Origin of the sequence: Bartonella sp. MR110HLJHH (genome assembly GCF_042194225.1) — a bacterium.
Classification (GTDB): Bacteria; Pseudomonadota; Alphaproteobacteria; order Rhizobiales; family Rhizobiaceae; genus Bartonella; species Bartonella grahamii.
Genome location: NZ_JBHIMQ010000003.1, coordinates 39,539 through 55,395 on the forward strand (window position 1 = coordinate 39,539; position 15,857 = coordinate 55,395).

At 37.5% G+C, this 15,857-nt stretch carries 11 protein-coding genes; 9 read left to right on the forward strand and 2 right to left on the reverse strand.

Annotated elements, in window-relative coordinates:
- Nucleotides 1-52 precede the first annotated feature (52 nt).
- From ACFIKB_RS03330 to edd, 6 genes are all read left to right on the forward strand, one after another.
- Complete coding sequence (locus ACFIKB_RS03330; RefSeq protein WP_375635803.1) at nt 53-748, forward strand: hypothetical protein; 696 nt, start codon at nt 53-55, stop codon at nt 746-748.
- An 891-nt stretch (nt 749-1,639) separates the two neighbouring features.
- On the forward strand, nt 1,640-3,067 hold the full coding sequence (locus ACFIKB_RS03335; RefSeq protein ID WP_375635802.1) for a glutamine synthetase family protein: 1,428 nt from the start codon (nt 1,640-1,642) through the stop codon (nt 3,065-3,067).
- A gap of 11 nt (nt 3,068-3,078) precedes the next feature.
- On the forward strand, nt 3,079-4,362 hold the full coding sequence (locus ACFIKB_RS03340) for an NAD(P)/FAD-dependent oxidoreductase (protein ID WP_375644610.1): 1,284 nt from the start codon (nt 3,079-3,081) through the stop codon (nt 4,360-4,362).
- Nucleotides 4,363-4,482: 120 nt separating this feature from the next.
- On the forward strand, nt 4,483-5,955 hold the full coding sequence (zwf, locus tag ACFIKB_RS03345; RefSeq protein ID WP_375652829.1) for a glucose-6-phosphate dehydrogenase: 1,473 nt from the start codon (nt 4,483-4,485) through the stop codon (nt 5,953-5,955).
- Nucleotides 5,956-5,965: 10 nt separating this feature from the next.
- Entirely contained in the window at nt 5,966-6,718 is a 753-nt protein-coding gene (gene pgl / locus ACFIKB_RS03350) for a 6-phosphogluconolactonase (RefSeq protein ID WP_012754781.1), read from the forward strand.
- 56 nt (nt 6,719-6,774) lie between these two features.
- On the forward strand, nt 6,775-8,598 hold the full coding sequence (gene edd, locus ACFIKB_RS03355) for a phosphogluconate dehydratase (RefSeq protein WP_375635800.1): 1,824 nt from the start codon (nt 6,775-6,777) through the stop codon (nt 8,596-8,598).
- Between the two features lie 66 nt (nt 8,599-8,664).
- On the opposite strand, the gene folD is transcribed toward edd, so the two are convergent.
- Nucleotides 8,665-9,564, reverse strand: a complete 900-nt coding sequence (gene folD, locus ACFIKB_RS03360) for a bifunctional methylenetetrahydrofolate dehydrogenase/methenyltetrahydrofolate cyclohydrolase FolD (RefSeq protein ID WP_375652830.1) — start codon at nt 9,562-9,564, stop codon at nt 8,665-8,667.
- Nucleotides 9,565-9,878: 314 nt separating this feature from the next.
- Here folD and ACFIKB_RS03365 point away from each other — a divergent pair, with 314 nt between their 5' ends.
- Nucleotides 9,879-11,759, forward strand: a complete 1,881-nt coding sequence (locus ACFIKB_RS03365) for an AsmA family protein (protein WP_375652831.1) — start codon at nt 9,879-9,881, stop codon at nt 11,757-11,759.
- Between the two features lie 313 nt (nt 11,760-12,072).
- Here ACFIKB_RS03365 and ACFIKB_RS03370 read toward each other — a convergent pair whose 3' ends face one another.
- Nucleotides 12,073-12,216 carry a hypothetical protein gene (locus ACFIKB_RS03370; protein WP_012754785.1) on the reverse strand — a complete coding sequence of 48 codons (144 nt, stop codon included), beginning with the start codon at nt 12,214-12,216 and terminating at the stop codon, nt 12,073-12,075.
- Between the two features lie 235 nt (nt 12,217-12,451).
- On the opposite strand from ACFIKB_RS03370, the gene ACFIKB_RS03375 reads away from it, so the two are divergent.
- Both ACFIKB_RS03375 and ACFIKB_RS03380 read left to right on the forward strand, forming a co-directional pair.
- Complete coding sequence (locus tag ACFIKB_RS03375) at nt 12,452-13,195, forward strand: 16S rRNA (uracil(1498)-N(3))-methyltransferase (RefSeq protein ID WP_375635797.1); 744 nt, start codon at nt 12,452-12,454, stop codon at nt 13,193-13,195.
- A 68-nt stretch (nt 13,196-13,263) separates the two neighbouring features.
- A complete protein-coding gene (locus ACFIKB_RS03380) occupies nt 13,264-14,637 on the forward strand; it encodes a glutamate--cysteine ligase (RefSeq protein WP_375635796.1) in 1,374 nt (457 codons plus the stop codon).
- The last annotated feature ends 1,220 nt before the right edge of the window (nt 14,638-15,857 follow it).

Sequence of the window (15,857 nt, forward strand, 5' to 3'; positions counted from 1 at the left end):
AAGCAGGGTATTTTAATGGACGTGCGGGGCATCATTGTTATGTTGCTGGGACTTGGAATTTGCGTCTGGTTATGAAATATCATTAGCGCAAAAAGATGGTTTTAAAGGTAGAGATATATTTTTTAATATCCCTGTAAAACTTCGAGAAGAGATAGAATTATCTATTAGAAAACATATAAATGTCCAGTGTGATAATATTATCGAATTACATGACATCATCACTCTTGCCCGCCATTTTGACATATTACCTAAAATCTCATTGAGATCGTACCATGTACTGGCAAACGGGGATAGATCGCGTTTTGGTATGACTGCGGCGGAGTTACGTGCCGCATTATCTTTGCTAGAATCCAATAGGACTAGGCTTAATAGGGTGCCTTTGCATGTGGGCTCTAATTTGAATTCGACTGAGTTAATAGTATCCACCTTAACTAAGGCTGGAAAGGATATTTACGCATTGAAGGATCAAAAAAGTTTTATCAGTCTAGGCGGGGGATATCCGATTTCCACAGCGTTTTGCGATGCCGTGACGGTCAATGACGAATACCCTCGTAAAATTTATGAGGCATTATCACAATTGGGTTGTGATTTATATAAGCTTACGGTAATTATTGAACCTAGGCGTATTATATCTGAAGATTATGGTTATTTATTTTCAAATATTAGCTCTATAAAAGAGCAGAATGGTACGAACTTAATTACAATCTGGGCTCTGGGGATGTGTACTCAATATGCACAGTATCACTAGATCATAAGTCAAAGTATATGAAAGCAACTGATACAAAAAAGATTTTACGATGGTGGAAGATCGACGATGAAGGATGTTAGTTCAAAGGAAATTGATATTATTGTGTTCTCATATCCTGATTTTTTGGCTTTTTAGATATAAATAACAAACCTCCTAGTGGGCTGGAGACTATCAAATGTTGGATCCCGCATGGCGCAATTAGCAAAAAATCCTATCTATTGGATTTGGTATGCTCTACTGTATTTTCAGCCCTAAATATTGTGTGCGAAGTGCAATGTCAAGCGGTGGGAATTGATATAAGTGCAGAGTCTATAAGTATCCGCTCAGAACAAGGTTGATAGCTCTATTATGCAGGGGATGGTTAAGTTTCATGTCGGAAATGCTAAGCGTATGTCTTGTCCTGAAAATACATTTACGCATATTACGGCGGGGTGAGTGTTTGTAAGCACTAGCTGTAAAGGCTACTCACCATCCTAGGGTGTTTACTTCTATGTGGATAACAATAGAGTTACAAAACTTGCTTCATATTAAAAGAAAAGTTTCTTTTCTTTTAATTAAGCATTACTACAACCAAAAGGAAATTAAATATCTCACCTTTATTATTCTCGCCAATGTTTGCTTATATATGATTATTTGAATCGGAATTAGGTTACGTACAATATGGTATTTCTCGCTGTTTTATATAAGAAGAAGGTTCGCACCGATGTATCGCGTGTAATATCAACTTTTTCACTATGGTGATAGGATAGCTTGTTGAGCGTAAAGTTCTTTTACCTTGATAGATCTTATAGTATTCTTCAAAAATATCAGTTGATAATTTTTTTTCGTGTCGTTTATGCAGGGGCTGATACTATAAGAATAGAACTTGATTGTTTGTAAAGTTGGTATGTTATGGCTGTAAAAAATGGTAAACAAACGAAAAGTAAAAATTTTAAACCTGTCTCTCGTTTTCTCAAAAGTTTACGTGGTGTGCGCAATTGGGAACAAGTTTCACAATGGCTTGCTTTCCGTAAGGTAGAGGATATTGAATGTATTACGCCTGATCAAGCAGGGGTACCACGGGGCAAGATGATGCTTTCTAAAAAATTTACATCGGAAACATCATTGGCATTGCCTTCAGCAGTTTTTATGGCAACAATTTCAGGGGATTATCCTGAAGATGGTCATGGTTTTGAATATCCTAAAGCAGATGGTGATTTACGCCTTGAGCCTGATCTTTCTACGTTAAGCATTGTTCCATGGGAAGATGCTCCCACAGCACAGGTGATTTGTGATCTTGTGTATCAAAATGGTCAGGTTGTGGATTACACACCACGCAATGTTTTACGAACGGTAGTTCATTTTTACACAAAAATGGGTTTAAGCCCTGTTGTTTCACCAGAAATTGAGTTTTATTTGGTACAAAAAAATCCCGATCCTGATTATCCGTTAGTTCCACCGGTTGGTCGTTCTGGGCGTTCAATTGGTGGTGGACAGGGGTATTCCATTGCCGGTGTGAATGAATTTGATGATTTGATTGATGATATTTATCATTTTTCAGAGGCACAAGGATTGGAAATTGATACCCTCATTCATGAAGAAGGAGCAGGTCAGTTTGAAATCAATTTACGTCATGGTGATCCTATTGAATTAGCGGATCAAGTTTTTATGTTTAAACGAACAATTCGTGAAGCTGCACTAAAACATAATATGTATGCAACTTTTATGGCAAAACCCATTCAAGGGCAGCCGGGTTCTGCTATGCATATTCACCAATCGGTTGTTGATAAGAAAACCGGTATGAATATTTTTACACAGGAAAATGGTGAAGAAAGTATCTGTTTTCGCCATTTTATTGGTGGATTGCAAAAACATATGCCAGGGGTACTTGTGATGCTTGCGCCTTATGTGAATTCTTATCGACGTCTTGTCCCTGATAATTCGGCTCCTGTTAATTTGAGATGGGGATATGATAATCGTACTACAGCTTTTCGAGTTCCCCGTTCTGCTCCTCAAGCGCGGCGTGTTGAGAATAGACTTCCTTCATCAGATGCGAATCCCTATTTAGCCCTTGCAGCTTCTCTAGCGTGTGGTCTTATTGGTTTGCAACAAAAAATTGAGCCGGATGAGCCAGCAACAAATAATGTAAACGCTGATAATATTGAGTTACCGCGTGGACTCATTGAGGCAGTCAATTTGTTTGAACAAGATACAGCGATACGTGCTATTTTAGGGGATGTGTTTGTCAGTACTTATGCTGCAATCAAACGACAAGAGTTTGAAACTTTCATGGAAGTAATTAGTCCGTGGGAGCGTGAATATCTTCTGCTGAATGTTTAAATTTTATGACGATGATTGATTATAATTCAATTTCTCCAGGAATTTCTTGGTATGAAGATACTTTAAAAGAACGTCCCTCTTATCCTTCTTTTTGTGAAAACAGACAGTGTGATGTGGTCATTATTGGAGGCGGATTTACGGGTCTGTCGGCTGCTTATCATTTAGTCAAGGCTGGAGTAGATGTTGTTTTATTTGAAGCATCACGTTTTGGTGATGGTGCTTCAGGGCGCAATGGTGGACAGCTGGGAACAGGACAACGGCAATGGGTAGAAACATTAGAAAAAAAGTATGGTTTTGAGCGAAGTAAGGCTCTGTTTGATTTAGCAGAAGAAGCTAAAAGAGATATTTTATCTTTATGCGCGATGCCTAATTGTTCGTGTGATTTGATAGGAGGACAGCTTTCTGTGACACATAAAAGGCGTGAGCTTCTCTCTTATCAACGGCATATTGAGGTGATGCAGCGTTATGGCTATCATGCGCTTACTTTTATGGATAGGGCAGAAACATCTAGGCGACTTGGATCGTCTTTTTATTGTGGTGGTATTTATGATGCGGATACCGGCCATATAAATCCCTTAAAATTGATTATTGGATTGGCAAAAAAAGCTAAAGATGTTGGTGCTAAGCTTTATGAGAAGTCACAAGTAACGACCGTAAGGCGCACGGGAGCCCATTGGAAAGTGATAACAGAAAAAGGCAGTGTAACAGCAGAGCATGTGTTACTTGCAACAAATGGGTATAAACTTGGTCTGGAGCGTTTTATTGAAAAAAATATTGTTTCTATTCGTTCTTATATTGGAGCAACGGACCCATTACCAAAGCACAGTTCAATTCTCGCAGGCGGGGAATCGGTTGATGATTCCCGTTTTATGGTTCGCTATTTTCGCAAAAGCGTTGATAATCGTCTCTTATTTGGTGGCGTAGAAAGTTATGATAATAAACATCCTTTAAATTTAGATGAACGTATAAAACGGCAAATTGCTGAAGTTTATCCTCAATTACACTCTATCAATTTAAGCCATTGTTGGGGAGCAACGGTTGCCATTACAGTTGAGCGCATGCCCTATGTTCGACAACTTTTCTCAAGGATGACTTATTGTGGTGGTTATTCAGGGCATGGCGTTATGCTGGCTCCTTTCATAGGAAAATTATACGCAGAATGGTTGACTGGAAAATATGAACGTTTTTCCTATTTCCAAGACTTGAAGATTTCATCTTTTCCGGGGGGAAGAGTTTTGCGTTATCCGCTTATATTTTTAGCAATGCGTTGGTTTTCTTTAATGGATCGTTTTTGATGGAAACATTGCTTGAAATGAAGCAAATTAATGGCTTCTTTAGTATCTGTTTGCTTTAATGAGCGAAGCTTTTATAAGTGATATGGGATTTCATAATCGAATAGAAAAATAAACAAGTTCATGGTGCATAAAATTATTCCAGTTTCTTCTTTTGATTGTATTGTTTTTGGTGGCAATGGTGATTTGGCGTCGCGCAAGCTTTTGCCGGCTTTGTATCATTGTCAGTGTGTTGGTCAATTCAGTGAGCCAACACGTATTATTGGGGCTTCCCGCACTCCCTTAAGTCATGAAGAATATCAAAATTTTGTCCGCACTTCTTTAGAAAAACATATCCATCCAAAAGATCTCAATTCAACAGAACTCAATCGTTTTCTTGCACGTTTAAGCTATGTTTCTGTTGATGCTTCCTCAAATCGAGGGTGGGAGGATTTAGCTCTCCTTCTGTCACGAGATTCAGCGAATATTCGAGCTTTTTATTTGGCTGTTAGTTCGTCACTTTTTGCTGATATTGCGATGAAGTTGGGAAAAAATGATTTGGTGACACCACAAACACGGATTATCATTGAAAAACCAATTGGTTGCGATGTAAAAACAGCTGTTTCACTTAATGATGCATTTGCAAGCGTCTTTAATGAAGAGCAGATCTTTCGTATTGATCATTATCTTGGGAAGGAAACTGTTCAAAATTTAATGGCATTGCGGTTTGTTAATACACTTTATGAACCGCTATGGAACTCCAACTATATTGATCATGTTCAAATAACCGTTGCTGAATCTTTAGGGTTAGAGGGGCGTACAGAATATTATGAAAGCACTGGTGCTCTACGGGATATGGTCCAAAACCATATGCTGCAATTACTTTGTTTGGTTGCGATGGAAATACCATTTACCAACAGTGCTAATGCTGTGCGCGATGAAAAACTTAAAATTTTACATTCTTTAACACCGCTTGATGTACATAATGTAGGACAGCATACTGTACGTGGGCAGTATCTTTCTGGTCTATCAAATGGTATATCTGTAGAGTCTTATTTCGATGATCTGGGAAGAGTGAGTAAGAGTGAAACATTTGTAGCGCTTAAGGTTAAGATTGATAACTGGCGTTGGGCTAATACGCCTTTTTATTTACGAACAGGTAAGCGCATGTTTACGCGAATGTCTGAAATTGTTGTGGTTTTTAAACCTATTCCTCATAATATTTTTAATGTGGATTTAGATGAAATTTTTTCTAATCGGCTTGTGATTCGTCTCCAACCTGATGAGGGTGTGAAACAATGGTTGATGATTAAGGATCCAAGTTATGGCGGTATGCGGTTTCGTCACATTCCATTAGATATGAGTTTTGCTTCCGCATTTTCTGAACGTAATCCTGATGCTTATGAACGTTTATTAATGGATGTTATTCGTGGAGATCAAACGCTGTTTATGCGTCGCGATGAAGTTGAGGCTGCTTGGCGTTGGATTGATCCAATCATTAAGGGATGGGAAGCAATAAAACAGCCTTTTCACAGTTATAGCGCTGGTTCGTGGGGGCCATCTGCTTCGACGATTCTCATGGAACGTGATGGGCGTATATGGAACAATTTAGTTTAGAGCAATAAGTATGTATAGAATGAATATTGACCGTTTAGATTTTGAAACCCCTCAGACTTTAGCCTTGGCATTAGCAGATCGAGTAGCCGCAGAACTTAGTGTATCTGTTCTTGAGCGTAAGAGAGCAGTTTTAGCGGTGTCTGGTGGTAAAACACCAGAATTGTTTTTTCATTATTTGTCAAAAGCGGATATTGATTGGCAAAATATCATTATCACTTTGGTCGATGAACGTTTCGTTCCTACACACGATGAACGTTCAAATGAGCATATGGTACGGTGTCATTTGTTACAAAATTTTGCCGAAAAAGCGCGTTTTGTAGGGCTTTATCATAAAGCGATTACTGCTGAACTTGCTGCTTTTTCAGCGGCGAGTCGTATTAATACTTTGCCTAAACCCTTTGATGTTGTTGTTTTAGGAATGGGGGGTGATGGACATACGGCTTCTTTTTTTCCTGATGCTGATCGTTTAAAGCAAGCGCTTGATCTGCGAACACAAGCACTTGTTTTGCCCCTTCATGCTAAGAGTGCTGTTGAGCCAAGACTCTCACTAACTTTGCCAGTTATTATGCAGTCTCGTTGTATTATTCTCCATATCGAAGGTTTTCAGAAACGCGATTGTTTTGAAAAAGCTTGTCAGGATGGATCTGAAATAGAAATGCCTATTCGGGCAGTTTTGCGTAATTCCCCTCATCTTGTGCAGGTTTATTGGTCGCCTGCAGATAATGAAATAAGTGAATTAGAATATGAGAGACAAGGTGAATAAAAACGTAATCTCTCTCAATGAATGAGGGGAAGCAACAATGAAAGAGGGAGGGGAATATGGCACTTTCCAAGACAATTGCCACAGTTACACGAAGGATTTATGAACGTTCTCGATCAACACGAGAAATTTACTTAGATCGTATTACGAAAGCACAAGTTCATCGCCCCAAACGAAGTTTTTTAGGATGTGCCAATCAGGCTCATGGTTTTGCTGCTTGTGGTGCAATAGATAAAGAGCGTTTGAAGGGAAATATCGTTGGGAATATTGGCATTATCACGGCATATAACGATTTACTTTCAGCTCATCAACCTTTTGAAAAATTTCCTCACTTAATTAAAGAGTCGGCCCGTATGGTTGGTGGTGTTGCACAGGTTGCAGGTGGTGTTCCCGCGATGTGCGATGGTGTTACGCAGGGAAATGCGGGGATGGAGCTTTCCCTTTTTTCGCGTGAAGTAATTGCAATGGCGACAGCTATAAGCTTATCACACGATGTCTTTGATGCAGCATTGTATCTTGGGGTGTGTGATAAAATTGTACCAGGTTTATTGATTGGTGCACTAACATTTGGTCATTTACCAGGAATTTTTATACCAGCTGGTCCTATGACAAGTGGTCAAGGTAATGATGAAAAAGCGAAGATACGTCAACTTTACGCGGAAAATAAAATAGATCGCCAAACACTTCTAGCATCAGAAGCACGTTCTTATCATGGACCAGGAACATGTACATTTTATGGAACAGCTAACTCTAATCAGGTGATACTGGAGATGATGGGGCTTCATATGCCGGGAGCTTCTTTTGTTAATGCGAATACACCGTTGCGTGATGCTTTAACAAAAGAAGCCACGAAACGTGTACTTGAAATGACAGATCTTGGTGATCATTATAGGCCACTTGGTATGATCATTGATGAGCGTTCTTTTGTAAATGCCATTGTAGGATTAAATGCAACAGGAGGTTCTACCAATCATACGATTCATTTGATTGCTATAGCTGCTGTTTGCGGTATTAAATTGACATGGCATGATATTGCAGAAATTTCATCTGCTGTGCCTCTTTTAGCGCGCATTTATCCTAATGGTTTAGCGGATATCAATCATTTTTATGCTGCTGGGGGGATGGGATTTATTATTCGCGAGCTTATCGAGGCAGGTTTAGTACATGAAGATGTTTCTACGGTTTTTGGTAAAGATCTCACTGCTTATGCAATTGAAGCAAAGCTTTCTGCTGATGGTCATGTGGTGCGTGAAGCGGCTCTCAAGGAAAGTGGTGATCATAAGGTGTTAGCAGGGTGGAGAAAGCCATTTCAGCCTGACGGTGGTCTTCGTGTTTTATCGGGAGATTTGGGAACAGCTATTATAAAAGTTTCCTCTGTTAAACCAGAGTATTGGCAGATTAAAGCACCAGTCTTTGTTTTTAATGATCAAGAGGAACTACAAAAATCTTTTAAATCTGGAGTGTTGTATGATAAAGATTTTATCGCTGTCATTCGCTATCAAGGACCAAAAGCCAATGGTATGCCAGAGCTTCATAAATTAACGACCATTTTAGGCGTTTTACAAGATCGCGGTCAAAAGGTAGCATTGATAACCGATGGGCGTATGTCAGGGGCGTCAGGAAAAATTCCTGCTGCCATTCATGTGACACCGGAAGCAATGGATAATGGCCCCATTGCACGTTTGCAGGATGGTGATATTGTTTTTCTTGATGCTCATGAGGGTAAACTAACTCTTTTGGAGGATTTAGCAAAATTTAACGCGCGAAAAATCATACCTCCTGATCTTTCAAAAAACGAACATGGTGTTGGACGCGAACTTTTTCATGTTTTTCGTCAATCCGTTAATCGTGCAGATCAAGGGGCATCTGTTTTTATGACATGAAAAATGCAAAAATAAACAAGCTTAATCATGTACAATAAAACCATATACAAGGAATTGTTACAATTCTTAGAATTTTGGTATAGGCAGATTGTGTGATCGCGCGGCGGCTTTGAGTGTATTAACCATAAGCATGGCAATTGTCATTGGTCCAACGCCTCCTGGAACAGGGGTAATCGCAGCAGCTTTTTCTTTTACGTTTTCAAAATCGACATCACCAACAAGACGTGTTTTCCCTACACCTTTTTCTGGTGCAGCAACGCGGTTAATACCAACATCAATAACAATTGCACCATTTTTTATCCAGTCTTTTTTAATCATTTGTGGGCGGCCTACAGCTGCGACTAAAATATCAGCGCTTCGACACACATCATCAAGGTCACGGGTACGACTATGGGCAATTGTCACAGTGGCATTGGCTGCTGTTAAAAGGGCAGCCATAGGTTTTCCAACAATATTAGAGCGTCCAACAACGACAGCATCAAGTCCAGATAAATCTTGCCCACAGTGTCGTTCAATCATCATCATGGCACCAGCTGGTGTGCAGGGAATAATCGCATCTTCAAGTGCATTTGCCGCGAGTTTTCCTACATTAATATAATGAAAACCATCAACATCTTTTTGGAAAGCAACGGCTTGTGTTATGCGATTTGTATTCATATGAGCAGGGAGAGGCAACTGTACCAAAATACCATGAATTTTTGGATCAGAATTTAATGTTGCAATAAGTTGAAGGAGTTCTTTTTCTTGCGTTTCTTTGGAAACGACATGTTTGATTGAAAGAAATCCACATTCTTCGGCTTTTTTATTTTTTGAGGTGACATATACTTGACTTGCGGGATCATCTCCAACGATAATAACAGCGATACTAGGTTGTATATTATAGTGGTGGCGGAGCTTTGTTGTTTCGGCCTTAACTTTCACAATAATCTCTTCAGCAAGTTTTTTTCCGTCGATAATATTATTCATTCAGAGATCCTTTCGGTAAGGCTGTTTGTTTTTTTGTAAAGCATTTTCTAATAATACGATAGACTTTTATAGCAATATTCATATGAGAACAGTAAGAATGGTTTTATAATGTTGTGGATTTATAGTTTTGAAGACTTTTAAATAATTGCTTTATAAAGAAGCAGCAACATTGCTGTTTGAATAAATTTTGGATAAAGAACAAAAATAATGAAGATACAAAGTGGATATAGTGAATTATAGGGTTATAAAAACTTTTTATGATCATTTAAGTTTGTTTTTAATCTGTTATAGGGGGATAAATATAGAGGGATATTGTGCGCATCAGAATAATAAAATTTTTGAGCGGAATTTTTATTACAATTATCTTTTTATTTGGAGTGGGGATTCTCGTTTTACCTTATCTTATCTCTACAGATGCGATTCGTATTCGTTTAGCGCAGGATTTGAGTGTATGGACCGGTTACAATGTGCAATTGCGTGATCCACCGCGGTTACATCTTTTTCCTTATCCTAAAGCATTTCTTTCTGGCGTTACTTTAACATCAAAAATGGATGATGTTGCGCCATTAATGGAAGCTGAATCAATAGAAGTTGATCTTTCTGTCGTCGATCTTCTTTGGGGACATGTTTCTTTTTCAGAGACGCGGATTATGCGTCCTCAATTTGTTATGGAAAAGCCTGTTAAAACAATAGCAGATTTTTTTGATCGGTTTTCTCGCTCACAAGGTGCATTAGGGTTGGCAATACGCAATACGCGTGAAATATTAAAACATAATCCTGAACATCCAGAGATAGAGCACCTTTTAAAACAACCTTTTGGGCGGATTGTCATTAAAAATGGTGTTCTTGTGTATCACGATAGTTTTTCGGGGATGGCAGAAAAAATAACAGGATTAAATGCGACTTTACATTGGCCGGAATCGACTCAGGAAGTACGGTTACGTGCAGATGCGCGTTGGCGCGGAGAATTTACAAAGTTATCAATTGATGCTTCTCAAGCATTGCTGCTTCTTGCAGGAGGAAAAAGTCATATTAGGGCAAGTCTCAATTCTGTACGTGGGGGAATAACTTTTACAGGAAAGGCTCGGTTATCTGAATATTATATTTTTGACGGAAAAGTATCGATGCGTTCTCCGGGATGGAATCAGACATTGTCTTGGGTTGGTGGAAATCAGTTTTGGGGACATAAATTTAAAATACCCATTGTATGGGAATCTCATTTTTTAGCGCAGCCAATGCATATTCAAATGAACAATGTTACATTTACGATGGGGAAAGCCAATGCGCGAGGAGCTTTAAAACTCGATTTTCAAGATTATGTACCAAATGTTATGGGCTCGTTAGCCTTTGATAACCTAGATCTTAGCCTCTTGGGTTCAATGTTTTTTTCAGGTAAAAAGAAAAATTCCTTCTTTGATATGACAATTTTTGATCGTATTGGCGTGGATATACGACTTTCTGCGCCACAAGCTAAAATAGGAAATATTTCCCTCACAAATTTAGCTGCTGCAATACAAATAAGAAATGGGCATGGTATTTTTGATCTTGGACATGCGAATATTTTTGGTGGATCCGTGCAAAGTAATATTGAAGTTACGCCAGCTGGACAGAAAGTGCGGATAGGAGGAAATATTTCAGGTGCTTCTATTGATATGCAGGAGACTTTAGAAACCTTGGGATTTATTCCATTTATACAAAGCAAAACGAATTTTACTGCAACGATACGAACACTTGCTGATTCTTGGCGAGAAATTTTTACGCAAATGCAGGGTGAATTAACACTGAAGATGTCTTCTGGTCGGCTCTTAGGATATGATTTGAATGAATTACAAACAAGACTTTTAAATAAACAACAATTTCTTTTAATGACTAATGATACTTTTTCAACAACATTTGATCACTGGGATATTCAGACAAGCTTTTCAGAAGGTATGATGAAGGTGACAGAGTCATTAATGCGTACAGAAGACTTGAGCTTATCCATTCAAGGAACCGTTGCAACTGCTATTGCACAAGGGAAGCAGAATGAATTGATATTACAGGCACAACTACGCAAAAATTATAGATCAGAAACTTTATGTAAAGATGTCCAATGTCTCGCTAATAGCCTTGCATGGCCTTTTACATTTTCTCTACGCTCTAAAGGGCAAAACCATGGTAATTTTTGGGTTACAAAAGACATTGACGCAGATTGAGAATTGTTTTTTATCTATATAGCACTCCATCTTATAATAGTAATTCGTCTTTTTGCAACTTAAAATTGTCTTTTAATTTAAATCAGAGGTCCCACTCTATCGGAAGATTTTCTCATTTTAAATCCGTTCGTGGTGAAGCAGTAAAAATCGTTCTCTCCGTCATAAGTGTGGTTGATATAGATAAATGATTGAAGAGAGGAATAAAAATCCTTCTTATGGAATCTTTCAAATACAAGAAATTCATAATATTGATGCAAATCTTATAAAAGTTTCTAAAAAACATTAAATTTTTAAGGGGGATGTCGGCCAGTGCTTACTGAATCCCAGAAGAAATACCATAACCATCTTTGGTAATTGTATGCTTCCCATCTGCTCCAACAGAACCAATTCCCACTGTAATCAAAATAAAGGCTAAGAGGGTTGTAATCGTAATAATTGTAGCTTTTTTAGCAGACATATTTTTCCTCCACGGATGCATCAATGACTGAATGCAAAGATGAATGGTGCATTATTTAAACTTTTATGAAAGTAGAATCACTTAAGGATCTATAAGTTCCTATTATTATCTCATAAAGCTAAAAAAACTCTATATTTCTTTAATATATTATAGTTCTATAGATATAATTTTTTCTTTTTGCTATATATTTTTCTTTGTTTTTTCGATGACGATAGTGAGCATTGGCAAAATTTTTATGCGCATAAATTATAAACTTAAAAGATTATTTATACGACAGACATTGGCTTTGAATGAAGAAATAAAGATAGAGGGGGCACAAGCTTCTTATCTTGTGCACGTTCTGCGTATGAAAGAAGGAGCAGAAATTTTACTTTTTAATGGACAGGATGGTGAGTGGCTTGCTAAACTTATCATTGTTAAGAAAAAATTTGTTGTGGTTCAACTTATCCATCAAGAAAGATTACAAACGACGCATTCCAATCTTATTTATTGCTTTGCTCCACTCAAAAACGCTCGGTTGGATTATATGGTGCAGAAAGCTGTTGAAATGGGGGTATCGACTTTGCAGCCTGTTATAACGCATCATACGCAGGTTACGCGTATCAATATGGCGCGTATGGAAGCCAATGTTATTGAAGCTTCTGAACAGTGTGGCATTTTATCTCTCCCTGAATGCGTATCTGCTCTATCATTAGCAGAACTTTTAGTACGGTGGGATGAGACACAGCCTTTATTTTTTTGTGATGAAGAGCATAAATCGCATAATCCATTACCTTCTTTTAAAAAGCGTGACGTTACAACACCTGGTATTCTTATTGGACCAGAAGGTGGCTTTAGTGAAGAAGAGCGGAGCTTTTTAAAAAAACATCCTTTTGTAGTTCCAATATCATTAGGTCCGCGTATTTTACGCGCTGACACTGCCGCTGTTGCTGCTTTGGCTCTTCTTAATGCTACCGTGGGGGATTGGGCAATGGATTGAGAAATCTGTAAAATCATTCTAAACAGTTCATTTAAGATGATGATACCAATGATAGGATACGATAAGTTATGGCGCTTGATATAACTGATGAAAGTGAAATTTATAACTTAGATTCCTTGGTTAGCTATTTCCAAGGGGGGTATAAAGCAGAAGATGATTGGCGTATCGGTACAGAACATGAAAAGTTTCCGTTTTATAAAGATGGTTTTCACCCTGTTCCTTATGAAGGAGAGAGGGGAATCCAAGCGCTTTTAGAGAGGATGCAAAGCGCCTTAGGATGGAAACCTATTTTAGATGAAGAGAATATTATTGGGCTTGTAGGATCAGTTGATCAGGGAGCCATTTCTTTGGAACCTGGAGGACAATTTGAATTATCTGGTGCACCATTAAAATCAGTAGGCCATACATATCACGAGTTGATGGAGCATTTAACTCTTCTCAAAAAAATTGCAGAACCATTGGGTATAGGTTTTCTAGGTCTTGGAGCTAGTCCAAAGTGGACTTTAGCTGAAACGCCGCGAATGCCTAAATCACGTTATCAGATTATGACTGATTATATGCCTAAAGTGGGGCATAATGGTCTTAATATGATGTATCGCACATCAACAGTTCAGGTTAATCTTGATTTTTCATCTGAAAGTGATATGCGGCGAAAAATGCAAGTATCTATGAAGTTACAGTCCATTGCAACAGCATTATTTGCAAGTTCACCTTTTACAGAAGGACGCCCAAATGGCTTTTTGTCGTGGCGTTCTGAAATTTGGCGTAATACGGATAATCAGAGGACAGGCGTTCTTCCCTTTATATTTTCTGAGCGTTTTGGTTTTGCTGATTATGTTGAATGGGCTCTTGATGTTCCAATGTATTTTGTTGTGCGTGATGGTCGTTATTATGATTGTACACATATAACATTTCGTCAGTTTATGAATGGAGCATTAAAAGGACAAGTTGCAAATTCAATTCCAAACATGGGAGATTGGATTAATCACTTATCAACGTTATTTCCTGAAGTCCGCTTAAAAAGATTTTTAGAAATGAGAGGAGCTGATTGCGGTTCTTGGAAGCGCATTTGTGCGTTGTCGGCTTTTTGGGTCGGGCTTCTTTATGATAGGGAAGCACTTAATGAGGCAGAAGCTTTGACAAAAGATTGGTGTTTTGAAGAAGTTTTAGATGTGCGCCAACGCGTTCCTAAAGAAGGGTTAAAAACTCCTTTTCGTCAAACTATTCTTTTAGAGTTAGCACGACAAGCTCTTGCTATTGCCCGCAAAGGCTTAAAAAATCGCAAACAGTATGATACGAATGGTTTTGATGAAACAAATTTTCTTAATCCTTTAGAAGAGGTTGTTGCAATGGGACAAACAGATGCTGAAAAATTTTTGTCTTATTACTATTCTATTTGGAATGAATCTGTAGAACCTTTATTTTTAGAATGTGCCTATTAAATTTGAAGAAAAGAGACTTCCTACTTTTTAAAAAATGCATATCACCGTGGTGGCTCATTCACTCATTTGCTCTAGAGAGCATATCCTGCCTTTCTTTTAACATTTCTCATAAAGGGTACAATACAAAAATCTCTTGGGCAGTGTGATTTTTATACCCAATAATATCACGATATTTCCGTAATCTTAATGTTGTGCCTTTGTGCTAAAGATAGCTCATAAAAGATATACTTAAGCTTATTATCAAACATTTTTTATTCACATAGCTCATCCCACTTATGAATAGGTCTGAAAATAATATTTTTCACTTTTAAAAGGGATAAAAAATATAATTTGCGTTTAATAGTCCGTTATTATAATTCAATGTACGATGCTTATATGAAAGAGCATTTTATTATACAAAAATTACGATATCAATCGTTCAGTAAGCTAAAAAGACAGTAGAAAAAATGCCGATAGATCTGTGTATGTATAACTCAAATTTATTTTTATATAAAAAAGAAATATATTATGTAAAGAGATAGAAATAGAGATTATAATATATAGAATTAAGGTGTTAATTACATCATTAAATATTAATAAATTGAATTTTTATGCATGAGAAAAACAGCATTTGAGATATTTTTCTTTACAGTTATTATTCTCACTCCATGTATTTGATTATATTATATCAATATGTGTTATTCTGTTGTTACAAGAGTAAAGTATGGAATAAAAATAAAAAATTTCAGTTTTTGCAGAGACGGGCAACAAAAACTTTTTTGTTAGCTAAACATATCTAGTGCGCTTTTAAATTTTTCTTCTTCCATTTTTTAGTAGCTAGATCTCAAGGGGATTCTTATACCTTTTTGTACCATTATACGATATAGTTATACAGTCAGCATGAAGGCAATAGATGTATTTCTAAAACGGGTAGGAAAATTACAGGGTATCATTTTCTCTATACAGATAATTTATTCTTTTGCTATTTCCTTTTTGTAGCGATATTCTGAATTTCTATAGTTGTTATTTTAGGTATGACTGATAAAGTTCGTTGTACGGATTCAGATCATTCACTTTAGTATATCCAAGTGATATTAATACAGCAAACAAAATGATCAATAGAGAAGATAAAACAATAAATGTTACGGTACGTTTCATGAGTGATTTAACTCCTTATCTTCGATAAATAGGCCGGTATTGAATAGGGGCTATTACGACGGTTGATATCATTTAATTTGGTT